Source organism: Methylocaldum sp. GT1BB (genome assembly GCF_051027545.1).
In the GTDB taxonomy this organism is placed as follows: domain Bacteria; phylum Pseudomonadota; class Gammaproteobacteria; order Methylococcales; family Methylococcaceae; genus Methylocaldum.
Genome location: NZ_CP194902.1, coordinates 4,526,597 through 4,550,627 on the forward strand (window position 1 = coordinate 4,526,597; position 24,031 = coordinate 4,550,627).

Below are 24,031 nucleotides of genomic sequence, written 5' to 3' on the forward strand. Positions count from 1 at the left end.
CGGTTTCCTAGCTCAATCAAGCTCCCGAACCAGCGATCGGACGCGGCGAACCAGGTCAGTATCGACCGTCTGCAGCCGTTCTCGACGGGCTGCGATATCTTGGCCGAGCAGATTCAGGAAAGCGGTTTCGGCGGGATCACTGCTTGTGGTTTTGTCGTCGTTCAGGGATTTACTCATGTGCGATCGTCCACCAGCGGTCCGCTCAACTCGTAGCTGGTGCTGCGCCCGCCCGCTGCGGACCTGCGCAATACGCTGCGTGCCAACAGTTCGTTGATATCGCGTAAGGCCGTGTCCTGCGAACACTTGGCAATCGCCGCCCACTTACGGCTGGTGAGCTTGCCTTCGAAGCCGTCGAGCAACCGGTTGAGCAATTTCACCTGTCGCTCGTTCATCGGCGTGCCCGCGAAGCGCTGCCAGAAGCGCGCCTTGGTTATTACAGCATCGAGAGCGAGCTGCGCCTGATTGACGGCTCTATACAAGGTGTCCAGGAACCAGAGGAGCCACTTGGTAACATCAAGCGTACCTTTCTGGGTGCGCTCCAGGATGTCGTAGTAGGCTGTGCGTTCCCGCTGAATCTGCGCCGACAGGCTATAGAAACGCTGCGGGCTGCCGTCGGCGCGCGCGAGCAGCAGGTCGCCAATGGCACGGGCGATACGACCGTTGCCGTCGTCGAATGGATGCAAGGTGACGAACCACAAGTGAGCGAGTCCCGCCTTGATGAGCGGCAGCTCGCCGGTTTCGCCATTTAACCAGCCGAGAAAACGTCCTGTCTCGCTTTCCAGGCAATCCGCCGGGGGCGCCTCGAAATGCACCCGCTGGCGGCCGATGGGGCCGGACACTACCTGCATCGGGCCGCCGGCATCGTCGCGCCACCCGCCGACCTTGATCCGGGCGAGGCCGGAGTACCCGGTTGGAAAGAGCGCAGCGTGCCAACCGAACAATCTCGCCCGTGTGACTGGAGCATCGCGGTTGGCCGTGGCGTCAAGCACCATCTCGACCACACCTTCGGCGTGACGGTCCACCGGAGCCAGGGCACCGATGTCTACGCCAAGACGGCGGGCGATGGAGGATCGGACAGACTCGACGTTGAGCTGTTCGCCCTCGATCTCGCTGGTCTTGACCACATCCTCGGTGAGCGCAGCTAGGCTGGCCTGGTCACGCAATGCCATGCCAACATCGGCCAGACGTCCCATCAACAGCCCTTGGGCGCGACTGACGTCCGCTAAAGGACCAGCGAGCACCACTAGGTCATAGCGCCATTTGGGCCAATCGTTGGCTTGCCAGATGTAAGTGTAATCTCCGCTTTGCATGCGGCGATTATGGGCAGCATTCTCTGCAGATGCAAGATATTCGATGCATTTTATGCGGAGATTGAGGGCGTTATTCTCCACAACCAGGCTCGTCGGCTTAGTTGTTTCTCTGGTTCTGGAAACGGGTTCGATTCTGTATTTGCGAATTGAATCGGATCAGTAGGCAGTTTCGGGTTGGCAGCGAATAGTGTTAGAGCGTTTTAATCTCGCTCGTAGGGCAAAACAGTCCTGGCAGGAGTCGTTGGCGCCTTCGGCCAGGATAGATCGACTCAAGCTTTCGTAGGTCGGCAATCCTTTGCCGACGAACCCGTTGCGTCGGGAATGGATTCCCGACCTACGCGCGAATGCCCGTACACTAAGTATGAAAATGCTCTAAGTACATTCCGCAAATATTTGTGGAATCTCGACAGATTGGCTTGATTGGCGGGGTTGTCCTGCAGGTTGCCTATGCTGCAAGACTTCCCTGAATGTACTTAGCCCGGAAATGCAGCCCCGCGAGGTACCTTTTCTACTCAAGAAATTCTTGAAAAATACCGAAGGCGGACTTCCCTTTCAGAAAAGCTTCCGTGTAGGCTGCGGCGAACTTCGGCGGGATACGCCAATCCGGTACCGCCTGTAACCAGTGCCACGAACGAAGACTTCAGAGCAACGTCGGCGTTTTGAATCACCGCCGACGCGCCCGTGATAACTCGTCGCAAGCTACCGGTTTATCCACCGAGCCCGCTTAGTACCGCATCAAGATATTCAACCGACTCTTTAGCCTGTTCGGTTGCTTTTTTCACATCGCCTGCTTGGCCTTGACTAATAGCACCTTCCAGACTTGTGGCAGCCTTATCCAGATCAGCAAGCGGTTTTTCCTTCTGCGCCATTCTGACATGGTCCAAGCCGACCTGGGCATGTTGCACGAGTGCCTTCGCATCGCCCTTTTCGCCCTCCGTCACAGCCATGGTCACATGCTGGCGTGCTTCTCTTACGTGTTTTATGTGTTCCGGCTCCGTTTGAGCAAAGCCTACGCCACTCAAAACGAACGTCGTCATCAAGGAAATAGCCATAATGATGCGCTTCATCTTTCACCTCATAATTCCATTTCCGATTTCCAATCGGCACAACTTTTAGACAATCGTGGCGTAAGCGGTACTTCACCGATAATCATCGGCCGGCGGCCGATGGTATTAGGCACGATGACGCTTTCCGATCGACCGAAACGAATTTTGCATTCACTCTTTGGTGAAATAACTTTTACCCGCAGCCTCCAACGCGGAACGACTAAATCGTTCGCGGTCTCAATATTTATGTGGAGACCACATTCGCGCGTATGCTGAAGGATCGGGCCGGCCAAGAGTGTCGGTGACGCAAGATACCGCTTTTTTAACGATTCGCCTGTTCAGGGCGCTGATTCATCTATGTTGCTCCGGATGACGAGGACACATCAATGGAGAGAAAGCCCAACATTATCGTTTCGTCAACGGACTTGGAACGGCTGGAAGACCTGCTCGATTCGCTTCCGGCAGAAGCTTTCCCCGGTAAGGCCGATTTGCAAGCGGAGCTCGAACGCGCCGAGGTGGTCGATCCGCAGAATGTGCCGCCGTCCGTGGTAACCATGAACTCGACGGTTCGCTTCACCATCGAGTCGACGGGACAGGAATTTTCCCGGACACTGGTCTATCCCAAGGATATCGATACCAAAGGGGACAAGATTTCCATTCTCGCCCCGGTGGGCGGCGCGCTGCTGGGCCTTTCCGCGGGGGACCAGATCGAATGGCCCAGTCCCGGGGGCGGGCTTCTCAAAGTGCGTATTATGGAAGTCGTCCATCAGCCGGAACGCGCCGGTGAACCTCATCGCTGACAGAAGCGATCAGCTTCACAGCTTTACGGATGCTCTCGTCACCCGTACGATCGATCAATTGCATCATCGGATTTGAAAGGATAGCGTGAATGGCTTTTCACCTCGATCAAGTCGTTCCGTGGGGACGCTCTTTCGCCGAATATGTCGCCATGTTTGCATTGAAACCGCACGAACTCGGAAGAAGAATACTCGGCTGCGGAGACGGTCCCGCCAGCTTTAATGCGGAGCTGACGGCACATGGCGGCGGGGTGGTCTCGGTCGATCCGCTCTATCGGTTTACGGCACGGGAGATTTCCTCTCGCATAGACGACACTTTTCCCCTCGTGATCGAGCAGACACGCAAGAATGCCGACGAATTCGTCTGGTCGCATATCCGCTCCGTCGATGAACTCGGCGAAATGCGCCTGCGCGCCATGCGTGCGTTCCTGGCGGATTACCCCGAGGGACAACGCGAGGGACGGTATATCGACGCCGAGCTTCCGTGTTTGCCTTTTGCCGAGCGGTCCTTCGACCTCGCATTGTGCTCGCACTTTCTGTTTCTCTACAGCGCTCATTTCGACGCGGCATTCCACTTGCAGTCCCTGCGCGAGCTTTGCCGCGTGGCAGCGGAGGTCCGCGTCTTCCCCCTGCTGGAACTCGGCGCGGTCAGATCGCGCCATCTCGACGGCGTAGTGGCGCAACTGACCACCGAAGGTTACCGGATCGCGACCGTCAAGGTGCCCTACGAGTTTCAGAGAGGCGGCGATGAAATGCTGATCGTGCGATCCCCGGACACTGACACGCGCGTTGCGGATCGCCGATAGTTATTCCAAATCGCGTTCAATCAGGCATTCATTTTGTAGGATGGGTAGAGCGAAGCAAAACCCATCGATGGTGGGTTAGGCGCACATCAGCACTGACCGACCGCCGATCACTGTGCTTCGCGTGCGCCGTAACCCACCAAGCGACCTCGGACCTGTCCTGAGCCAAGTCGACGGGTCGGTGGGCTACGCGGAGCCTGTCCTGAGCCTGTCGAAGGGCCTGTCCTGAGCCTGTCGAAGGGCCTGTCCTGAGCCTGTCGAAGGGCCTGTCCTGAGCTCCGTCGAAGGGCCTGTCCCGAGCGGAGCCGAGGGGCTAACCCGCCTATGTAATGTTCACTCGAATGCCGATCGGGATTAGAGGCTATCGGGCGGGCCGGTCCGGCGAACCATCAGCGACAGGATCAGATAAGCGATTCCCAAGACGACCAGCGTCGTGCTCGCCGCGAGCAGCCAAGGAAGGTGCCATGGTTCGAACGGATACAGCGGCGCGTGCCAAGCGACGGCCAGAAGCAGCGCCGGAATCAGCAATTTCAGCGCCGTCAACGATCCCTTATTCGCTTTGATGCCGAGCAGTGCCTCTACGATCAACACCAAGGACAACAAGGCGGCGAAAACCGCGAGAATCATTCCGATAGTCGTAATCGGACCGACTTGGGCACCCGCCGCCAAGGCGTAAAGGCGTACCGAAACCTCCAACAGCTGCCAAAGCAGGACAAGCCCGAACAGGCCGGCCAACACCGCAGCGGCCCGATCCCAAAGGCGCGCCGGTCGGATCTCCGGCGCCACGGGCCGCACGGGCTTGCCCAATACCGGTTTCCCGAGCCGGCGAACGACCGCTTTTTCCAGCTCGACGACCAGGAAAACCGCCAAGGCCGCGCCAGCAATCCGGAGCCACGCTTCGCCGCTCAGATCGCGGGCACCGAAGGCGCTCTGCATGAACGGCGCATAGGTGAACACCAACTGCAAACCGATCAATATGACAATGGCCAGAATGGCGTATCGATTGCCGAACCAGGCGCGCAACGAAAGGCTCGGAGCCAGGAAGAAGCGGCTGTTGATCAGATAGACCAGTTCACCGGCAACCAATGCGTTGACCGCCGCGGTGCGCGCCAACTCCACCGACGAGCCTTGGCCGATTTCCCATTTGTACAGTCCCAGGGTCGCTCCGACCAGAAGCAGCGAGACGTAGGCGATCCTCCACAGCATGTAACGCGTCACCAGCGGTTCGCGGGGCGGACGCGGCGGACGTTGCATCAAATCGCCTTCCGGCGGTTCGAAGGCCAGGGTCAGCGCCAGAGTCACTGCCGTCACCAGATTGATCCAGAGGATTTGCAGAGGGGTGACGGGTAGCTCCGTACCCAGGAGGATCGCAATGATGATCACCCCGCCTTCGCCGCCGTTCGTGGGCATGGTGAACAGGATGGTCTTGCGCAAGTTATCGTAAACCGTACGCCCTTCCTCCACGGCCGTGGCAATGGTCGCGAAATTGTCGTCGGCCAGCACCATTTCGGCGGCTTCCTTGGCGGCCTCGGTACCCCGCTGCCCCATGGCCACGCCGATGTCGGCGGCCTTGAGCGCCGGGGCGTCGTTCACGCCGTCGCCGGTCATCGATACCACGTGGCCTTCCTCACGCAAGGCTCTCACCAGGCGCAGCTTGTGTTCCGGACTGGCTCGCGCGAACACCTCGACCTCCCTAGCCTGGTTACGCAGAGCCTCGTCGTCGAGCTTCTCGATCTCCGCGCCGGTCAATGCCCGCGCGCCGTCGCCGATGCCGAGCTGCGTGCCCACCGCGCTGGCGGTCGCGGCATGGTCGCCGGTAATCATCTTGACCCTTATGCCGGCACTTTGGCAGCGGGCCACGGCATCCACCGCTTCCGGCCGCGGCGGGTCGATCATGCCGACCACCCCGAGCAGGGTGAAGCCGCCTTCGGTGTCTTCGAAGGTCAGGGATCCGGGCGGTTCGGTCAAAGGCTTTATGGCGAGCGCCAGAAGCCGCTGGCCGCGGGCGGCGATCTCGGTCGTTCTTCGGTGCCAAAGCGCGGGGTCGATAGGCTCGTCCTGTCCTTCGCGGCGCTGCCGATTGCAGCGTTCCAGCACGACTTCCGGCGCCCCTTTCAGGAAGATCAATCCATGGCCGGAATGGTCGCGGTGCAGAGTGGCCATGAAGCGGTGCTGCGATTCGAAAGGGATGGCGTCGATGCGCGGCAGGGCTTCCTGCTCGAACGCGGGATTCAATCCGGCCTTGTACGCCAAGGTCACCAGAGCGCCCTCGGTGGGGTCTCCTTCCAGGCGCCAGGTTCCGTCCTCCTCGTGGAGGGCCGCGTCGTTGCACAGCAGCCCGGCACGGGCCAGATCCAAGAGGTGGGGCAAATCCGCCGCGAATACTTCGGCATCGCCCCGGCTGAAGCCGCCCTGCGGACTGTAACCGGCGCCGCTCACCTGAATTTCGTCTTCGGCCGTCGCCAACGTCTGCACGGTCATTTCGTTGCGGGTCAGAGTACCGGTCTTGTCGGAGCAGATCACGGTGACCGAACCCAGGGTTTCCACCGCCGGCAGCTTGCGCAGGATGGCGTTCCGCTGCGCCATGCGCTGCACGCCGACCGCCAATGTGATGGTGACGATAGCCGGCAAGCCTTCCGGGATCGCCGCGACCGCCAGGCTCACCGCCGCCATGAACATCTCTTCCAGCCCTAGACCGCGGGTCAGCCAGCCGAAAGCAAAAGTCGCCGCGGCCGAGCCCAAGATGATGGCGGTCAGCCACCGGGCGAACTGCTCGATCTTTTTGAGCAGCGGCGTGGCCAAAGCGCCGACCTCCGCCAGCATCGTGCTGATGCGGCCGATTTCGGTGGCCGTGCCGGTGGCGGCCACCACGCCTATGCCTTGTCCGTATGTCACTAGAGTGCCGGAATGGGCCATGCACAGCCGATCGCCCACCGGCGCATCGGGAGCCACCGGCGCCGCGGATTTCTCTACCGGCACCGATTCGCCGGTAAGCACCGCTTCATCGATGCGCAGGCTCCGGACCTCGACCAGGCGCAGGTCCGCCGGCACTTTATCGCCGGATTGCAGCAGCACCAGGTCGCCCGGCACCAATTGTTCGGCCGGAACCGTCATTCTGCGCCCTTCCCGCAGCACCGCGGCGGAGGGCGACAACAGGTTTCGCACCGCCTCGATAGCCGCTTCGGCCTTGCCCTCCTGAATGAAGCCGATAAAGGCATTGAGCACCACGACGGCCACGATCACGGCGGTGTCCACGTAATCTCCCAGCAGCAGGGTGACTGTCGCCGCCGCGAGAAGAACGTAAATCAGCAGATTGTTGAACTGCGACAGTAGGCGCAGCAGGGCGCTGCGCTTGCGGGCCGGCGGCAGGCGGTTCGGGCCGAAGCGTGCCAGCCGCTCGCGGACTTCGGCTTCGGAAAGCCCATGCCGCCGGTCGGTCTCCAGGCGTTCTATCGACTGTTCCGCCGAAATATTGTGCCAAGCGGTGACTTCACCCGTCTTTTCCGGCGAATCGCTGGTCGTATCACTCATCAGGTGCTCCTTATTATTGGAATTATCCTAGAAACGGCAGTTGGACGCGTCCGAGTGTGCGGCGGGCGGGACGGCTGGCAAGGCGCGACGCCGCCGCGGGGCCGTCCCCCGCAAGAAGGAGCAACGCCGCCAGGCGGCCCGCCCGCCGTGCAATCGGGTGCGTAGCGGCCTCACCTAAACGGTGAAGCGGATAGAAGCGGTGACGGTTAAGACTTGAAAGGCTTTTCTGGTGCATCGAAGCGGTCAACTGCCGTTTCTAGGATTACCGGTCTGCGGCGCGGCCTGCCGTCGTTCTACCCAGAGTCCGGTGCTCGAACAGTTTGCCGCCCAAGACAATGCGATTCAATTGTCGTGCGGCACTTTTCCGGCGCACACCGCTTTCTTGTCAGATTTCCCATTGCCTGAGGTCCAATCGATATACGGAAGTTTTTTCGAAGGCACTACGGAGGTGTTATGAATATCCGCTCATCCTCGCACGCGATCACGCGGAGAGATTACGATGCCGTCATCTTCGACTTGGACGGCGTGATCACGCAAACGGCGACGCTCCACAAAATCGCGTGGAAGACTCTTTTCGACGACTTTCTGCAGCGGTACGCGGCTCGTGTCGGAGAGCCCCAGCGTAGTTTCGATGCAGATTCGGACTATCGGCTTTACATCGACGGCAAGGCTCGCTACGACGGCGTAGCCGCCTTTCTGGCCTCGCGCGGCATTGCGCTTCCCTACGGCGAGCCTGGCGATGGACCGGACCGAGAGACCGTCTGCGGGCTCGGCAACAAGAAGAACGTCCTCTATCTGGAACTCCTCCGGAGCCGCGGTGCCGAGATCTATCCATCGAGCGTCGACCTGATTCATGAACTGAGAGCGAAGAAGTTCGCGACGGCCGTCGTGTCGGCAAGCCGGAACTGTGCCGAAGTCCTGGAGGCGGCGCAGTTGAGCGACTTGTTCGATACGCGGGTCGACGGGATCGACTTGGAACGAATGCGTTTGCGCGGCAAACCGGAGCCGGATTCCTTTCTCGAGGCCGCCAGGCGGATCGCCGTTGAGCCACCCCGCGCGGTGGTTGTGGAAGACGCCATCGCCGGAGTCGAAGCAGGTCGCAGAGGAGGGTTCGGCTGCGTCGTCGGCGTCGACCGAACCGGCCATGCAGACGCCCTGAAAACGGCGGGGGCGGATATTGTGGTGGCGGACCTCGTCGAACTGAGCACGGACTAGAACGTCCTCTCGCCCGATCGGGGATGAAAAGGCAAGCCGGATTGTTCGCGGCTCTCTGGCAAAACCAGGACCGGGCATGGCGCATACTGGAGCACGTAGCGCAGGGTGAGAGCGCAACGCGGCGCCAGTTCGCCATGCCATGACAGAACGATCAGATCGGCCCCGCGACTGTGGGTGAAGCGCACGATCTCGGGACCGGGCTCGCCGCGCGCCATGAACATCCGAATTCCGCCCTTAACCGGTTCTCCGGACAAGTATCTTACCCGCTCCAGAAATTCCTGTGCCCAGGCGGGCCATTCATGCTGGGGCTGATCGACATATTGGGGTGCGGTCAATGTGCCAGGTTCCTGCGGCGGAGGGGCATGTGCACCGGACACATGCAGGACCAACAAACTGGCGCCAGTGCGCCCGGCAAGCGTGATGGCCGGACCCAGCGCTCGGGCGGTCTCGGGCGTACCATCCTGGGGCAGTACCACTTGCCGAATGCGCCACGGCGTCGGCTCGCGTTCCGGCGGCACCAGCACGACCGGGCAAGGCATCTCCCGAAGAACCCCTTCGGCAGTGGAATCGAGCCCGGTATCGGGCATCTTCTTGCCCTCGTGCATTGCCATGACGATGCATAGGCTGCGCCACTCCGTAGCCGCACGGACAATCCCCTCGGCCGGCTGCCCTTGCATCGGGGCGATGATGGCATGTTTGAGCAGTGCTTTCAGGCTGGGAAATTTCTTCTTCAACTCCGGAAGAGAACTTGTCGGCCATTCGGTTTGCACAACGCACGGGGTTGCCTCCGCGAGTTGGATGACGGTCTTCGCGACCGGCAATATGGCAGCGGACCGGGACGTTGTATCGAGCGGCAATACGACTGTGTTCCTTTCCGCACGCTCATCGCTCATGTTGAAACCTCCTTCCAGACTCCTTCAACCAGTTTCCAGCGAACGCGCTGGCCGGATACGAACCGCGCGGGCGACGCGTCCCCTACCTGAATTACCACGGGCTCGCCCGACTCCGCGACGATTTCGACGGTTTCGGGCCTAACGTCCACGTGCAGGCAGACGCCCCGCCAAACCAACCGAAAACGGAGCGCTCGCCACTCTTGCGGACAGTGGGGCGTAAAGCCCAACCCGTCCGACCGCACGCTCAATCCCGCGAAGCCGAAAACCACGGCCTGCCACAACCCACCTAGCGCCGCGGCATGAACGCCTCCCGCTGCGTTTCCCATATTGTTGGTGAGATCGATTTCCGAGGCCTGGCGGAAGTAGCGCATGGCGGTTTCGATATCGCCCAGCCGAGCGGCCACGGCGGCATGAATGGACGGACTCAGGGAGCTTCCGTGGGAGGTACGCGGCTCGTAATAGCGGAAATTGGCCTCACGCGCCTCGGGCGACCACCGGTCCCAGAACAAATAGATCAGCATTACGACATCGGCCTGCTTGACGACTTTGCTCAACTGCGTCCGCTCTCGCCCGAGAATCATATCCATCGGCAAGATACGGGGACCGTATCGGGCGAGGTCGATGTCTTCCAGTTCGAAGTACCCCTTGAACTGCTCGAACAGCGCTGTCTTCGGATCGAACCCGGTATACATTCGCCGCGCCAAGTCCCGCCATGTCTCGGGTTCGTCCTCGTTTACATCGAGGCGGCGCGCAAGCTCCAGCCAGCGATCCGGCCACCGATCGGCGACGATGCGCGCCGCCTCCGCGGCACATTCCAGGTTCCATTGCGCCATCAGGTTGGTAAAAGCGTTATCGTCCATGCCCTCGTGATACTCGTCGGGACCGATGACTTCCCGGATGTGATAGCTTCCATCCTCCTCCAAAAGGCCCCGGCTCGCCCAAAATCGTGCGGTTTCGAACAGAATCTCCGCACCGGCTTGCAAAAGAAACGCCTCGTCCGCGGTCGCCTGCCAGTATTGCCAAACGGCATAAGCGACATCGGCGCTGATATGGTGCTCCAGCACGCCGTTGAGAATGGGCTTGATCTCGCCGTCGGGGGTTATGCTGTAACCCGGCGTGGTCTCTTCGCCGGTGTAGGTCGATTCCCAGGCGTACAGCGCTCCTTGGTAGCCCAGCCGACGCGCCTTTTCCCGTGCGGCCGGCAAAGTGTGATACCGATACATCAGGAGTGCCCGTGCCGAAGGGGGATGGGTGAAAATGTAGAAGGGCAGCATGAAGATTTCGGTGTCCCAGAAGACGTGGCCTTTGTAGGCTTCGCCGGTCAGAGCCCGAGCACCGACGGAAACCCGCTCGTCTTCCGGGTTGGCGGCCCCGATCAGGTGATAACATGCGAACCGCACGGCCCTCTGCAATGCCTCGTCTCCCTCGATTTCGACGTCGCTTTCCCGCCAGCGCTCTTCCCAAGCCCGCGAGTGAGCATCGATCACGTCTTCCGGAGCGGAATTCAACAGCCTCCCCAAATGGTCCGCAGCCATGGCGGCCGGTCGCTCGGTCTCCCGCGAGGTGTAGATCACGACCAAACGGTCGAACCGATAAGTTTTCCCCGGCTCGATATCCAGCTCCCAGGACTCGACGCGTCGGTCCGGCAGCGGTTCGACTTGCGGCGGGACGACCTTGCCGCCGATCCGCAGTCGGCCCGCGGTAGCGACCACGACCTTGATTTGCGTGGTTCGCGTGCACAGCTCGAGCAGATAGGGCGAATCGGGGCCAATTTCCGAAGGCGGACAGGGTTCTGGCGTTAGACGTACCCGGCCGGGACGTTCGACCTCCGGTTCGGTCAGCGCCCGGAGATGAATTCGGGGAAACTGGTTTTCCGCGTTCAGTTGTATGCACTGAAAGAGAACATGCCGGTCGGCAAGCGAAGCCAAGCGGCAGGCACGTACGTGAATCAGCCCTTCGTTCCCCGCCCGGTAGTCAAATTCGCGCCACAGAATACCGTGCCGCATATCGATCACGCGGCGGTGCCAAAGATAACCGCCCTGATCGAGACGGAACTCCTGTCCGCCGATCAGCAAGCTCAGCTGCATCCAATCGGGAGCCGCGGCGAGTTCCGGAACGGGATCACCTTGGGCGGATGAATCGGTGTCGTAAACTCCAGCGATGAACGTTGCGGGATCCGACAACGGGCTTCCTTCCGCGAGAGACGCACGAGAACCGACATAGCCATTCGAAACCGCGAACAACGACTCGATTTCGTGCTCCCGCGCCAGATTGAAACCCTCTTCCTCGATTCGCCATAGCGGATCGTCCGTGGGACCAAAACAGGAAGCGCCAGTTCGTGCCGTGTTAACCCGGTGATCTTTCATGACGAGAAGAAAGCGGAACACCCAAGAGTATGCATGCGCCGAACAGGCCTATCCGGTTCGGCTTTCGCCCAGTTTAAGGATGAATGCCCCGTCGGCGATTCGATCCGATGTTGACGAATTAAGGCGGAGATCCGCCCTATGGAGTAAAGAGAGCGCCGACCGCCACGGCGGTCGGCGCTCCGAATGACTGCCGGGACGGGAATCCACCGCCGATGGACCGTCATCCGATCCAAATCGACTCTCGATGCTGTCCCGTCCCGTTCTACTTCAGCCCTCAAGGAGTCTCCTTACGGCCTACCCGGATGTCGTTCTTGACATCTTTAACGCCCTCGACGCCACTGGCGATTTCTGCCGCCCGCTCCTTTTCGGCCGCGCTGTCGACGAAACCGCTCAGCTGCACGACACCTTTGTTGGTTTCGACTTGAATGGCGAGGCCGCTCGTGCTCTGATCCGCCAGCAATGCCGATTTGACTTTGGCGGTAATCGCCGTGTCGCTCATGTATCCCCCGGCGGTTTCGGCCAGAATCGAGTCCATCGGATCGTCCGGCGCAGCCATGACCCCAGATCCGAAATAACCGGCAACGGCGATAGCCACGAGAGATGCTAAGACGGATTTGCGCGTAATCATGATCTTGTACCCTCCTTGGGAATCAGAAAATACTTCCTTTCGGCTGAGGCTGACCCGCCGAGATTTTCCCGAAGGGTATGCCCTACCCTTTTTTCGCGATCGGACAGGATTTGGCCTCATTAAAGGTACGACAGCGAATTCGTACGAAAAATCATGGCTCAAACGATTTTTTCAGCCTGGAAAGGCAGTTGGATACGTAGCGGCTTAACCCAAATGGCAAAGCAGATAAAAGCCGGGACGGTCAGGATGAACAGGCTATTTTCTTGTCCACTGAAGCGGCGTCGATTTCGGATGACTTCCGATCGATCGGCAGTGGCCTCATCTTCTGAAATTTCGCCTCTAGTCCGAATCGAATCGGCTTTAGAACGTGAAAATCATGCGCCAGACCGCCATCCACTCCGTAGGCTGACCCGGCAGGCGGGATGGGCCGGCTCCGAGCTGAAGAGTGGCGTGATCCGTGAAGTCCAGATGCATCTGCGGCATCAACAGATAGCCCCAGCGCGATGCGATTTCATTGTCCAGTTCGATGCCCAGCGTCACGCGATCGGAGATACCGTAGAACCAGCTCGTATTGACGATACCTGCCAATTTATTGCGCCGATCGATACCGGACCATCTGAGCCCCGCCATGTTGAAGGTGCTGAACGCGTGGTCCCAGCGATAGCCGGCGAGATAAAGAGCGTCGGCGGAATAGCCGTCGTGATGCCGGTCATAGCGCCCGATGGCCTGCCAACCGTGAATGAAGCGGCGTCCGAACAGCGTTCCCAGAGTCCCTTGCACCGCCAGCTTGTATTCGGCTATCGATAGGTTTTCAAAAGGAAGTTCGAATTCCACCGCCAAGCCGTCCCGGACCGCATATTCCAGTTCCGGTGCCCAATCCGTTTCTCCGTTTCTCAGAGAGTGCCCCGCCAGAACATTGGTCTCGAACTCTCCCTGCTGCACGCCCAGCGGCCTGACCAAATCGAACACCATCGGCTCGGGAATGTGAGGCCTCTCGCTGCTCAGAGCGGCATCACCGTTCTCCCCGTCTTCGAAGATGTTTCCGTAAGCCCCGGAGGCAACTGTTAGCAAGACGAATATCGAAAGCGTGCCGCTGCAAATCGGAATTCTCGATCGCCCTAATACCGGGATCAGGCTCGAAACCGCTATCGTCGCACGACTTTCGATCCAAGGAAGCCGACCGACCGGCCGGTAGTCGATCCGCTGTCCCCGACCGTTTTCCTCCGATTTCATAAAACGCCGACTGGGATGGCCTGCTTTGGTGGTATCAATCCGGAGCTGCCATTGAGGTTTTTCAATTCCACGGTGATATTGTCGTCCGAGGCGGCGGCCACGAAGTCGTGGATGGTTTCGAGGATGTCCTGATCGATGAATTGCGCCCGCGTGGCATCGATGATGACATACCCGTTTTCGCCCACCCGGTTCAGATACTCCCGCAACAGCGCCTTGTTGAGAAAAGACACATCCTTGTGCAAGCGCAAGAGATAATTGTTGCCGTGCTGGGTCAGGGTGATCGCCGCCTGGAAGTTGGTTCTAATGACGTAATAGAGACCGACGACCATGCCGACCGCGATGCCCTTCAAGAGATCGGTCGCGAGGATCGCGACGATGGTGACCACGAACGGAATGATCTGGCTCGCCCCCTTGGCGTACATCTCCTTGAACAGCTTGGGTTTGGCCAGCTTGTAGCCGGTCAGGAGCAGGATCGCCGCCAAACAGGCCAAGGGAATCAGGTTCAAGTAGCGGGTGATGAACATCACGCTCAACAGCAGCAAAACGCCATGGATGAAGCAGGCCATCTTGGTGCGGCCGCCCGCGTTCACGTTGGCGGAACTCCGGACGATCACCGCCGTCATCGGCAAGCCGCCGATCAAGCCGCTGAGCAGATTGCCGAGCCCTTGGGCCTTCAGTTCGCGATTGGTCGGGGCGATGCGTTTCAAGGGGTCGATCTTGTCCGCCGCTTCGAGGCTCAGGAGCGTCTCGAGGCTCGCGATGATGGCGATGGTGACCGCCACCGTGTACACCTCGGGATTGGCCCACTGGCTGAAATCGGGCAGGGTGAACTGCTGGAAGAAGCCCGCGACGCCCTGAATCTCCGGGAGGCTCACCAGGTGCTCCTTCGCGATCGCGAAGGCCGGTAGGAAGTGTTGCGAGAGCAGATTGAACGCCACCCCCCAGAGGACCGCGACCAGGGGACCGGGGATCAGGGATAAAACCGCATTCTGTTTGAAGAGGCGGGTCTCCCACAAGAGCATGATGCCGATGGCGACCGTGCTCACGATCACCGCGCCGGGCGAAATCGCTTCGAGCGAATAGGCGAGTTCGGAGAAGGTCGTGTGGCCGTCGGCCTGGACATAGGCTTCATCGCCCTCGAAATCGGCGTCGTAGCCGACCGCGTGCGGGATTTGCTTGAGGATCAGGATCAGGCCGATGGCGGCCAGCATGCCCTTGATCACGGCCGAGGGGAAGTAGGCGCCGATGACCCCGGCCTGGAGAAAGCCCAGGAGCAGTTGCAGCCCGCCGGCGAGGACGACGCTCAGCAAAAAGACTTGGAAGCTGCCCAGCTTGTCGATGGCGTTGAACACGATCACGGTGAGGCCTGCGGCCGGGCCGCTGACGCTCAGCTGCGAGCCGCTGGCCCAGGCGACCACCACGCCGCCGACGATGCCCGCGATGATGCCGGCGAACAGCGGGGCGCCCGAGGCGAGTGCGATCCCCAGGCACAGCGGCAGGGCGACCAGGAAGACGACGACGCCCGCCGGAATGTCGTTCCGCAGATGGCTCAGATAATAGTGAAAATGCTTATGTATCATTAGGCAGCACCTCGTTGTTCGGGTAAATCAGCTCGCAGAGTCCGATGGGGCGCTATGCCCTTTCCATGGAGACGACCCCATCCGCCGGCTCCGCTCTCGGCGCGCTGTAACGCCGTATAAATCCGGACGAGTGTGCTCGGAAGGCGAATCAAGCACTGATGCATCCCACCAAATCATATCCCTATGGCGAATTCGAGCTGAAAGGGGAACACCCCGGTAGCTGCAGCAAGATCGAATCGCAGCGGCTACGACAACAGCCATAGCCGCGACGCACCGTTCTACGGACTACCCCACGCTGGCGCGAGCATACTTGATCGCCATTCTATCGTCCGAACCTTTCATCAACCTTTCAGCGGCGACGCTTCGGAACCAAAGCGAACATCGACACGATCTAAGAAGAATGCGCCACAAATTTTTCGGTACCGGCGAAGAAGGCTACAGCCCGCTCCGGAAATTGAAGGTTTGGCTGTCGGGATTGCGCTACGCCATCTTCTACGATTTTAGCGTAGCCTACAAAGTCGTCTTGTCCGTGATCGTCCTCTCCGTGTGCTTCTATTTCCGTCAGTGGATCGACTTTCTTTTGGTCATGGTGACAACCGGCCTGATGCTGATCGTCGAGATGCTCAACACCACTATCGAGGCACTCTGCGATTTCGTGGAGGACCGGGAAAACTTTAAAATCAAGGTCATCAAGGACATCGCGGCGGCTGCAGCCGGAATCAGCATACTGATGTGGCTAGTGGTCTTCCTGACCGAGGTCAGCCGAATCTGGTACTTAGTCTATCCCGATTGAACCGCCGGCAGCGGTTCGGGCCGAAGCAAGCTAGCGTGTCTAGCCATGAGCCCGAATCGTTTTCCGACGACGAGTCGGATCGCTTCTCGAGGGAGATGTAAAGCGCCCAAGTCGCCCTACATCCGATCTGAAAACGCTCTAGCGAACGGCCGGTCTGAAGCCCGCCACGAGAGCGCGCACCGCGTTTAGCGATTGGGCATTGTCGGCCGCTGCGGGACCGGAGGCGTCCAGCCCGCACGGCGCGCCCCTGCACTGCGAGATATGTGGATTGGAGAAAAGACCCAACCGGGGGTGGGTATAACTCATGATCGTCCCGAAGGATCCCGGAACGCTATGCCCATGGGAATAGGGGAAAACACCTCCGACACCCGCATGGACGCGGTCATGCGCACTTCCCATGGTGTGCGCCAACTCGTGCGCCAGCGCGTAGTCCGAACAGTAATACAGGCCGCTTCGGCCATCGTTGACGACCGAAAACGCGTGATTCGACGAAAGCGGCTGTCCATCGGCCCCGTTCAGCCAGGCGCTGCCGCAGCCCTTTTGGGCAGTGTGTTCGAACGGTCGGATCAGCGTGACCAGATCGGCGCCGGATTCCCGCCGCCAGGTGACGACGTTCCGAAAAACGCCTCGGCCGAGCGTCAGATCGCGCAACGCCGTCCCATTGTCGACAGCTTCGGGATAATCGACCCGCAAAGATTTCACCAGCCGCAGACTGATTGCGATTCGGCTATCGACAAAGGACTGATTGGTCAGCGCGATCAACTGGTTAATGCGGGTGATCGCCTTGCCCGAGGCGAGCTTGGGAGTGTAAAGCACCAGCAGGTCGATGGTCGTCGGCGTCGAAGCGCCGCTGTCGGGATTTGCCGTTGGTCCGCCGGACGCGGCGTCTGCCGCTTGGGCGGCCTCTGGGTCTTCGGGTTTGTCGCCTTGGATAGCCGGCCCAGACGTCCAAGCAGGAACCGGTTCCGGGCTGTGATGCGGCGAATGGCTCAGTCCCGCCGCCTGAATATCGACCAGCCACTGGTGCTGTCCGCTGCCCGGCGCGATCTGATAAAGCGCCTCGGGCGTCGAGATTTGCCCCTGGACACCAGTCTCCCCGAAGGTCATCACCGCACGAAAAGCCTGACCGTCGGCCTTGAGATATCCGACCCAGGTAATATCACCGTTTTCGTGGGCGTAGCGGTTGTCGTGAACGAACGCCTGCTGTCCGCTCGGCAGGCTCAACGGCAATTCCTCGCCAAACTTCATCGCCATCATTCGCGCCCGATCGAGGCGGATAGGTCGAACTGCCTTCCGGGGCAGTTGGGCCAAGTCGGGGGGAAGAGTGTTCCGGGTCGAATTCTTCACCGCGCCGACCTCAGTGAAAAGGCTCGGACCGGGCACCGCCGAATCCGCCCCGTCGCCGTTGAGCCCGGTGATGACGACACGTTCGATCGTCCCGGCCCGGTTCAACTGGACCACATGGTTGAACCCCTGCAACGCCGCCCGAATAATCGACGCCCAGTCGGCCGCATCGGCCCTTGCCGTGACCGGATGATCCTCCAAGCCCTCCGGACGAACGAACTCAATCCCGCTGTTCTGCGCCAGCTCGGCCAGGAGCGTATCCAACCTGCGATTGTGCGCAGCGAGATGGAGTCCATTCGCGTCGATGGTCAGAGCGGTCGATGTCTCGATCACCGAGCCACGGTTGGACTCATCCGCCTCGACGGATGCCGCAAAAAATGCCGCAGTCCCCATTCCTAAAGCCAATAGGACCGACTTGAGCCGCGATGTCATGGATCCCTCCGAAAGCTTGCACTTACCCGAAACGATTGACCGATGCTACAAACACACAAAAGTGCAGGTCAATAGGAACGCCATCTGCATTTCCCGGAGAGGATTCCGCGTATCAGGGATAGCCGCTGCGCGGTAAGAGATTGATCGGTCCGTTCAAGCCGGAAAAGCCGATCAGCCATGGCGCGCCCCGGAACCGAAAGTGCGAAGTCCATCGAACTGATCGACATTTCTCAAAGAACGGCGACATTGCTTGTCGAGGCTTGCTTAGGTGCGGCGTTACGGAAGCCGGCGAGACGATGCGCGGGTTTCAACAGGCGCATCGATCAGGCGTGCCGCAAGGCCTCGCTCCTCACCCACGCACGCGCACGAAGAGCCAGCGTGAGCAACAGAGCTCCGGTGACGAGCGCGTAAAAACTGATGAGCCAGATCAGAGCCAGTGCGCCGGCTCCGGGAAACAGGAACACCAGAACGCCAAACAGGACGGAGACAACCCCCTCCAGGATCAGCAACCACTCGCCCTCGATCACCTTGCGCAAACGAATGGCCGTGGCCACGTCAAGCACGCCCGTCACCAACGCGTTCGCGCCGATGAGGAGTACAAGCACCAGCGCCGTCAGGGCCGGATGAATAACGGCGATCACCCCGGCGCCGATGCTGACCAGACCCAGCAGCAGGATCAACCACCAGATTTCGTCCCTTTTCCTGTTCGTCACGGCGGCGGCGACCGCCGACCCGCCGCTGATAAACGCATAGACGGCAAACAGGACAACCAGCCACAATAGCGTCAGGCCGGGCCAGATAAGGGCGAGAACGCCGAAGAGAATGGCAATGATCCCTCTTACGGCGAGCATCCACCAAGCTTGCTCAAGTAATTCCCTCATGATGTGTCCTCACTCAGGCTGCCGATTCAAAAGATCGCGCGGAAAGCCGCGGATATCGGCAATCCAGCGTCATCCGCGGCTGGAACACCGCTCCCGCGCCGGTATTGCGGTTACCGGGTGTACTTGAATTCGGGCAACGCCTTCAACGCGTCCTTGCTGGCTCCAGGCAGAACGAGTTTGGATACGTCGGTTTTGTCCCCGATAGGTTGAAACTGTTGTACCGGTATGGCGACACGATGAGCCCCCATACCCAAGAAACCGCCGACATCCATGATCGCGACCGATAAAGATCCATCGGGGCTCACGATGAAATCGTCGATTGCGCCGATTTTCTGATTGTTCTCGTTGTAGACATTCGCGCGCATCAGCTTCGAGGCCCGCCAGCCCCTGGCGATGAGTTCATGCTGGATGACCGTCGTGCCAAACGTGGCCTCGCCCGCAACCGGCGCGCCCTCCTGTGGCTGTGCGGTAGATCCGGCGGCCCACACGAAGCCGCAAAGTGTGGACAGGACAAGGGTTCTTGCAAGTTTGAGTTCCATAACTTCACTCCTGATAATTACGGTTTTTTCAACATGCTCGGCTGGGTGCGACAGCAAACACTGACGGCGCAGTCCGTGCCTGGCCTTGCAGCTGGGAGCAACCTTTTCCTATACCGGCTTGCCCCAGTCAGCGGCGCTTCCTCATGGATCAGAATCCCGTGAACACCATTGCGATGAACACCGGCTGCTTGCACGGTCGGCACATCATCCTCCGTGTTTATCCCGATCGATTTCCGGATAGCCGTGCCTGATCCTAAATCTGACACGGTCGCCGCCGGAAAAATCCCCTCCTACCCGGCCGCAATTTCGATACCGAACCGCTTGCGTCTTTGCTCGTTAGCGTATATGGCGGTATCGGCGGATTCGCCATCAAGAGGCCCTGGATCAGGGCCTCTTCGCACAATGCTCTCCGCCGCTATAGGAATTACTCCGAATGGGCAGCTATGGAGCCATCGCGTAAATTAGACAATTTAGGCCAAGGCTCGTCATCGTGGATGGAACCCCTCAGGAATACCGGCTGACCGTCAGCACCTCCCGCGGACCTATCGCCACCGAATATTTGGCGGCGGGGCGAGGTTCGGAGGTGTTATTACTCCACGGGACGGCGGACAGTGCTCATACATGGCGCTGGATCATGCCGTTAATGGCATCCGCCCATACTCTTTACGCGCCAAGCCTGCCGGGATTCGGCGGCAGCGATAAGCCGCGCATCGATTATTCGCCTGCTTGTCTTGCGGCATTCGTCGCATCCTTTCTCGATCGGCTTGGCCTGAAGCGCGTGAGCATCATCGGTAATTCGATTGGCGCGCTGATTGGCGTGCATTTGGCGCTTCGACATCCGGGACGCGTATCCGCCTTGGCGCTCATCAGCAGCGCCGGATTGGGGCATGAGATAAACCCCTTGATACGCGGTCAGATCGTGCCCGGAACCGGAGAATTCCTCACAGCCTGGTGCAAGACCCCTCTCGGGGCGTGGCAGTGGTCGGTCAGACTGTCGCAACTGCTGTTCGCCAAGCCTTGGTCGATACCGCGGGCCTGGTACGACCGGCTCTTTCGGATGGCCCTGCTCCCGGGCTATTTGGAGGCGACTCTGCTCACCCTCCGGGCCGCCAATACCTTATGGGGGCAGCGCGAATCCGAAATCGTGCTCGACCAACTCCATAGGCTGAAAATGCCGACACTCGTGCTGTGGGGCGATGGCGACCGGATTTTCCCGGTTCGGCACGGCAAATCCGCAGTGGAACGTCTACCCCGTGGGCGGCTGGAAGTTCTACCCGGCTGCGGCCATACCGCTCAAGTCGAGCAACCGCAACGTGTGGCGGCGGCCTTGAACCGGTTTCTGCAAATGGCAGATGCAGAACGACCGGAGCCGACCCGTGCGGCGAATTCCCGCGCCTAAAATGAAACACCGACAGGAGGAATGCGTATGTGGAAACACGTTGCACGAACAGCGGTCGCTACGCTGGCATTTTGTGCGGTGCACAGCCTCTTAGCCAGCCGCCCCGCCAAGCGAACAGCGGCAAACCTCATCGGCGAACGCCGGCGACGGGTCTGGTATCGTCCCTTTTACGTGGCGACCTCGTTCGCCTCGGCGGCCATGCTCGCCCGATACATCAAGCGACTCCCCGACAGGACCCTCTATGCCCTGGAAGGCCCTCCAGCCACCTTGATACGGCTGCTCCGCCTCGGAATCAGCGCTTACGCCGCTGCCGCCGTCGGTCAGATCGGTCCCGCGAGAATGCTGGGTCTGCCGGGCCTGAAGGCTTGGTGGAACGGAGCTCACCTAGTGCCGCCGGAACCCGAAGCTCAAGGCCCCATTCTCGGTTCGGACGGGAGAATGCAGGCAGAAGGCCCGTTCCGCTTGATGCGGCATCCGCTCAATGCCTTGGCCGTGCCGGTCCTTTGGCTGACACCGCGTCTGACGGCGAACGGCCTTGCATTCAATCTGGTCGCCACAGCCTATGCCTATCTGGGTTCGCGACACGAGGAAGCCCGTTTGCTAGCGGCCTACGGCGAACCCTATGAAGAGTATCGATCGAGCGGAACACCGTTCTTTTTTCCCTCGGCTTCATCCCTGCTTCGGCTGGGCGGGCTGCCGCAAGAGAAGTCCGCCACTCGTGTTCCCAAAGTGTCCGCCTAAAGGAATTCGCAACACAGCCCGATGCGGATGATGAGGAACGCTTGGTCCGAGACCTGAAACCGCCGTAGACGCGGTGCGTCGGTCGATGAAGCGGTACTTGCCCGACATTTAAGCGCCTCCCGCTTCGCTGTCCTCGCGCGCCCCGGCCGCCCCGACACGCGATTCGGGTGCGATGTTGACGTCAGCCTTGCGAGTCTGCCGACCGGACGAATCGGCTTTGCCTGCCGGCGAAGAGGCAGTTTCCTCTTTCTTTTCATGCTCCGTCGCCGGTTCAACGGGCTGCCTACCCGCCCCCGCTCCACCCGGACCGTTCGACTCCGTGGATTCAGGTGACTTCGGTCGTTCTTCATGAGCCATGACGATTCTCCAACAACCGGGCGACCTGCTGCCGCCGCAATATCAGGACCGCTTGACTCCCCGGACTGGGGATGAGCCAAGTTAGAAATACGACTTCAACGGCTGCAGAAGGTTCGAGCGCGAATCTGTCAAACCGGAAGCTACGTTGACATCTACGGCAAGGCCCCTTACCATCCAGGCCCAGACTCCGCATTAGACGGTTGAATTTCTTATAATTTCTTGCCGACGCTGTCCGCCAGGGAGCGGTGCCATGCGCGGTATACTCATTGTGCCTGGCGCAAAATCGCGAAAGCGCATTTTGGCCATCGCTCGTAGATTGAAAGTCGCATCAGACCCCCGATCCCGGCTGGCAAGGGGCGGGATTTGCTTTGACCGACTTTTTTGCGTGTCCCTCTTGTAACCCTACCCGGCCTACGAGGATTCAAACAATGAGTGAGCTCCCTTTCCCCCATTCCTTCAACTTGGTTTTTTTCGGCGGCACCGGCGATCTGGTGATGCGCAAGTTGTTGCCGGCGATGTACCAGAGCTATAAGAACGGCCAGCTGGGAGATGCCGGCTATTTCTATTGTCTCGGACGGCGAGACTATACCGTGGAAGACTATCGCGCGATCGCCGAGGAAAAGGCCCGACAATTCCTGCCGAAGGCCGACTGGGACGACGAAATCTGGGCAGCCTTCCGTCGGCGGGTGATCTACGAAAGGATCGACGCCGAGAATCCGGAAGAATATGCCGCGTTGAAGGCCCTGCTCGAAAGAACCCCGGCCGAAGTGAACGTCTTTTTCCTGTCGGTGGCGCCGTCGCTGTTCTCCATGATCTGCGAAAGCCTGGCACGGCAGAAACTCAACGGGCCAAATTCCAGGGTGGTGCTGGAAAAACCCCTGGGCCACGATCTCGCTTCCAGCAACGCCATCACCGTGGCGGTCGGCCGCCACTATCAGGAAAAGCAGATCTACCGCATCGACCACTACCTGGGCAAGGAATCGGTACAAAACCTGATGGCGCTGCGTTTCGGCAACGCACTGTTCGAACCGCTGTGGCGCCGGCAATGGATCACTGACGTCCAAATCACCATCGCCGAGGAAGTCGGGATCGGCAGTCGCGCCGGATTCTACGACGGTACCGGCGCGCTGCGCGACATGGTGCAGAACCATCTGCTGCAGCTGCTCTGCTTCGTGGCCATGGAACCGCCTTCCAGCCTCGACTCCGACGCGATCCGAAACGAAAAACTCAAGGTGTTGGAATGCCTGGTACCCTTCACCCCGGAGGATGTCCAGGTCAACACGGTGCGCGGCCAATACCGCGCCGGCATTTGCGGCGGCCAGGCGGTGCCCGGCTATCTCGAAGAAAGCGGCGTCCCCGCCGGCAGCAAGACCGAAACATTCGTCGCCATCAAGGCGGAAATCGCCAACTGGCGCTGGGCCGGGGTTCCGTTTTACCTGTTCACCGGCAAACGCCTGCCCACCCGCCTGGCCGACATCGTGATCCATTTCCACGATGTGCCCCACCACATCTTTCCGCTGCCCCGCAACGGGTCCCGCGCCCCGGCGAAACTGGTCATCCGCCTTCAACCTGACGAATCGATCCGCCTTTATCTGAACGCCAAGCGGCCAGGCCATTCGATGGAATTGCGGCCGGTCTCCCTGGACCTCGATTTCACCAGCAAATTCAGCGAACGCCGCGAAGAAGCCTACGAACGTCTCCTGCTCGATATCATCCGCGGCAACCAATCGCTGTTCGTGCGCCAGGACGAATTGGAGATGGCCTGGCGCTGGGTCGAACCGATCCTCAATACCTGGGCCGCCGATCCCAAAGGTCCGGAAGCCTACAAAGCCGGCACCTGGGGCCCCGCCGCCTCTGCGGAACTGCTGTCGCGCAGCGGCCATCGCTGGCACGAGGACGATTGAGACCGGGGCTGAAGAACCGCTTTGCGGATGCGAGCCCCCGTGCTTGCAAACGATTCCGGCGAATTCCACGGCGATGCACCGCCATCAACGGCGGCAAAGCCGCAAAGGCTGCCGAATGAACGACTTGCAGAGCAAGTTGGGTGATTTTCCCGGCCAGCGACGACATCCGTTTCGAATGAAGAAAGCCGGAACGAAATTCCGGCTTTCGCCGGGGATGCCGTCGTCGGCGACTTTCTTAA

The 24,031-nt window shown here is 60.2% G+C and carries 19 protein-coding genes; 7 read left to right on the forward strand and 12 right to left on the reverse strand.

Going from position 1 to position 24,031, the window contains the following annotated elements:
* Nucleotides 1-12: 12 nt before the first annotated feature.
* The 3 genes from ACR2TX_RS21465 to smbP all read right to left on the reverse strand — a co-directional run bounded on the left by ACR2TX_RS21465 (nt 13) and on the right by smbP (nt 2,377).
* Nucleotides 13-249, reverse strand: a complete 237-nt coding sequence (locus ACR2TX_RS21465) for a type II toxin-antitoxin system PrlF family antitoxin (RefSeq protein WP_240502647.1) — start codon at nt 247-249, stop codon at nt 13-15.
* On the reverse strand, nt 174-1,310 hold the full coding sequence (locus ACR2TX_RS21470; protein ID WP_077732392.1) for a Fic family protein: 1,137 nt from the start codon (nt 1,308-1,310) through the stop codon (nt 174-176). Before ACR2TX_RS21470 ends, ACR2TX_RS21465 begins: the two co-directional genes overlap by 76 nt.
* A 707-nt stretch (nt 1,311-2,017) precedes the next feature.
* Nucleotides 2,018-2,377, reverse strand: coding sequence for a small metal-binding protein SmbP (smbP, locus tag ACR2TX_RS21475; protein ID WP_077732383.1), 360 nt, complete (start codon nt 2,375-2,377; stop codon nt 2,018-2,020).
* Nucleotides 2,378-2,742: 365 nt separating this feature from the next.
* Between smbP and rnk the strand changes: the two genes are divergently transcribed.
* Nucleotides 2,743-3,156 (forward strand): nucleoside diphosphate kinase regulator, encoded by a 414-nt coding sequence (gene rnk, locus ACR2TX_RS21480; RefSeq protein WP_077732384.1) that lies wholly within the window; start codon nt 2,743-2,745, stop codon nt 3,154-3,156.
* An 89-nt stretch (nt 3,157-3,245) separates the two neighbouring features.
* On the forward strand, nt 3,246-3,959 hold the full coding sequence (locus ACR2TX_RS21485) for a class I SAM-dependent methyltransferase (RefSeq protein WP_077732385.1): 714 nt from the start codon (nt 3,246-3,248) through the stop codon (nt 3,957-3,959).
* 351 nt (nt 3,960-4,310) lie between these two features.
* Here the strand turns inward: ACR2TX_RS21485 and ACR2TX_RS21490 are convergent, their stop codons facing one another.
* A complete protein-coding gene (locus tag ACR2TX_RS21490; RefSeq protein WP_434130685.1) occupies nt 4,311-7,487 on the reverse strand; it encodes a cation-transporting P-type ATPase in 3,177 nt (1,058 codons plus the stop codon).
* Between the two features lie 453 nt (nt 7,488-7,940).
* Here ACR2TX_RS21490 and ACR2TX_RS21495 point away from each other — a divergent pair, with 453 nt between their 5' ends.
* A complete protein-coding gene (locus ACR2TX_RS21495) occupies nt 7,941-8,702 on the forward strand; it encodes a beta-phosphoglucomutase family hydrolase (protein ID WP_133716539.1) in 762 nt (253 codons plus the stop codon).
* Here the strand turns inward: ACR2TX_RS21495 and ACR2TX_RS21500 are convergent.
* From ACR2TX_RS21500 to ACR2TX_RS21520, 5 genes are all read right to left on the reverse strand, one after another.
* Nucleotides 8,699-9,595 (reverse strand): universal stress protein, encoded by an 897-nt coding sequence (locus tag ACR2TX_RS21500; RefSeq protein ID WP_077732388.1) that lies wholly within the window; start codon nt 9,593-9,595, stop codon nt 8,699-8,701. The two genes, ACR2TX_RS21495 and ACR2TX_RS21500, sit on opposite strands and share 4 nt — an antisense overlap.
* Nucleotides 9,592-11,982, reverse strand: coding sequence for a glycoside hydrolase family 65 protein (locus ACR2TX_RS21505; RefSeq protein WP_434113266.1), 2,391 nt, complete (start codon nt 11,980-11,982; stop codon nt 9,592-9,594). Before ACR2TX_RS21505 ends, ACR2TX_RS21500 begins: the two co-directional genes overlap by 4 nt.
* 253 nt (nt 11,983-12,235) lie before the next feature.
* Nucleotides 12,236-12,589: a BON domain-containing protein gene (locus ACR2TX_RS21510; RefSeq protein ID WP_077732393.1), complete on the reverse strand. Its 354-nt coding sequence runs from the start codon at nt 12,587-12,589 to the stop codon at nt 12,236-12,238.
* Between the two features lie 360 nt (nt 12,590-12,949).
* Nucleotides 12,950-13,822 carry a hypothetical protein gene (locus ACR2TX_RS21515; protein WP_434113268.1) on the reverse strand — a complete coding sequence of 291 codons (873 nt, stop codon included), beginning with the start codon at nt 13,820-13,822 and terminating at the stop codon, nt 12,950-12,952.
* Nucleotides 13,819-15,402 (reverse strand): SulP family inorganic anion transporter, encoded by a 1,584-nt coding sequence (locus ACR2TX_RS21520; protein WP_434113270.1) that lies wholly within the window; start codon nt 15,400-15,402, stop codon nt 13,819-13,821. The genes ACR2TX_RS21515 and ACR2TX_RS21520 overlap by 4 nt, the downstream gene beginning before the upstream one ends.
* A 400-nt stretch (nt 15,403-15,802) precedes the next feature.
* On the opposite strand from ACR2TX_RS21520, the gene ACR2TX_RS21525 reads away from it, so the two are divergent.
* Nucleotides 15,803-16,195 (forward strand): diacylglycerol kinase, encoded by a 393-nt coding sequence (locus ACR2TX_RS21525; RefSeq protein WP_077732250.1) that lies wholly within the window; start codon nt 15,803-15,805, stop codon nt 16,193-16,195.
* Between the two features lie 138 nt (nt 16,196-16,333).
* On the opposite strand, the gene ACR2TX_RS21530 is transcribed toward ACR2TX_RS21525, so the two are convergent.
* From ACR2TX_RS21530 to ACR2TX_RS21540, 3 genes are all read right to left on the reverse strand, one after another.
* The gene (locus ACR2TX_RS21530; RefSeq protein WP_434113272.1) at nt 16,334-17,971 is read right to left on the reverse strand and encodes a reprolysin-like metallopeptidase; all 1,638 of its coding nucleotides are present in this window, start codon (nt 17,969-17,971) and stop codon (nt 16,334-16,336) included.
* A 323-nt stretch (nt 17,972-18,294) separates the two neighbouring features.
* Nucleotides 18,295-18,852 carry an HdeD family acid-resistance protein gene (locus ACR2TX_RS21535; RefSeq protein WP_347258027.1) on the reverse strand — a complete coding sequence of 186 codons (558 nt, stop codon included), beginning with the start codon at nt 18,850-18,852 and terminating at the stop codon, nt 18,295-18,297.
* Nucleotides 18,853-18,962: 110 nt separating this feature from the next.
* Entirely contained in the window at nt 18,963-19,391 is a 429-nt protein-coding gene (locus ACR2TX_RS21540; RefSeq protein ID WP_434113274.1) for a PRC-barrel domain-containing protein, read from the reverse strand.
* Between the two features lie 490 nt (nt 19,392-19,881).
* On the opposite strand from ACR2TX_RS21540, the gene ACR2TX_RS21545 reads away from it, so the two are divergent.
* The 3 genes from ACR2TX_RS21545 to zwf all read left to right on the forward strand — a co-directional run bounded on the left by ACR2TX_RS21545 (nt 19,882) and on the right by zwf (nt 23,792).
* Complete coding sequence (locus tag ACR2TX_RS21545; RefSeq protein WP_434113276.1) at nt 19,882-20,790, forward strand: alpha/beta fold hydrolase; 909 nt, start codon at nt 19,882-19,884, stop codon at nt 20,788-20,790.
* A gap of 27 nt (nt 20,791-20,817) precedes the next feature.
* Complete coding sequence (locus tag ACR2TX_RS21550) at nt 20,818-21,531, forward strand: methyltransferase family protein (RefSeq protein ID WP_434113278.1); 714 nt, start codon at nt 20,818-20,820, stop codon at nt 21,529-21,531.
* Nucleotides 21,532-22,316: 785 nt separating this feature from the next.
* Nucleotides 22,317-23,792, forward strand: a complete 1,476-nt coding sequence (gene zwf, locus ACR2TX_RS21555) for a glucose-6-phosphate dehydrogenase (protein ID WP_434113280.1) — start codon at nt 22,317-22,319, stop codon at nt 23,790-23,792.
* The last annotated feature ends 239 nt before the right edge of the window (nt 23,793-24,031 follow it).

Coding starts and splice junctions, on each gene's coding strand:
- ACR2TX_RS21530 (WP_434113272.1), bottom strand. CDS start 17,971: ATGACATCGCGGCTCAAGTCGGTCCTATTGGCTTTAGGAATGGGGACT.
- ACR2TX_RS21515 (WP_434113268.1), bottom strand. CDS start 13,822: ATGAAATCGGAGGAAAACGGTCGGGGACAGCGGATCGACTACCGGCCG.
- ACR2TX_RS21520 (WP_434113270.1), bottom strand. CDS start 15,402: ATGATACATAAGCATTTTCACTATTATCTGAGCCATCTGCGGAACGAC.
- zwf (WP_434113280.1), top strand. CDS start 22,317: ATGAGTGAGCTCCCTTTCCCCCATTCCTTCAACTTGGTTTTTTTCGGC.
- smbP (WP_077732383.1), bottom strand. CDS start 2,377: ATGAAGCGCATCATTATGGCTATTTCCTTGATGACGACGTTCGTTTTG.
- ACR2TX_RS21485 (WP_077732385.1), top strand. CDS start 3,246: ATGGCTTTTCACCTCGATCAAGTCGTTCCGTGGGGACGCTCTTTCGCC.
- ACR2TX_RS21500 (WP_077732388.1), bottom strand. CDS start 9,595: ATGAGCGATGAGCGTGCGGAAAGGAACACAGTCGTATTGCCGCTCGAT.
- rnk (WP_077732384.1), top strand. CDS start 2,743: ATGGAGAGAAAGCCCAACATTATCGTTTCGTCAACGGACTTGGAACGG.
- ACR2TX_RS21495 (WP_133716539.1), top strand. CDS start 7,941: ATGAATATCCGCTCATCCTCGCACGCGATCACGCGGAGAGATTACGAT.
- ACR2TX_RS21525 (WP_077732250.1), top strand. CDS start 15,803: ATGCGCCACAAATTTTTCGGTACCGGCGAAGAAGGCTACAGCCCGCTC.
- ACR2TX_RS21535 (WP_347258027.1), bottom strand. CDS start 18,852: ATGAGGGAATTACTTGAGCAAGCTTGGTGGATGCTCGCCGTAAGAGGG.
- ACR2TX_RS21510 (WP_077732393.1), bottom strand. CDS start 12,589: ATGATTACGCGCAAATCCGTCTTAGCATCTCTCGTGGCTATCGCCGTT.
- ACR2TX_RS21490 (WP_434130685.1), bottom strand. CDS start 7,487: ATGAGTGATACGACCAGCGATTCGCCGGAAAAGACGGGTGAAGTCACC.
- ACR2TX_RS21540 (WP_434113274.1), bottom strand. CDS start 19,391: ATGGAACTCAAACTTGCAAGAACCCTTGTCCTGTCCACACTTTGCGGC.
- ACR2TX_RS21550 (WP_434113278.1), top strand. CDS start 20,818: ATGTGGAAACACGTTGCACGAACAGCGGTCGCTACGCTGGCATTTTGT.
- ACR2TX_RS21470 (WP_077732392.1), bottom strand. CDS start 1,310: ATGCAAAGCGGAGATTACACTTACATCTGGCAAGCCAACGATTGGCCC.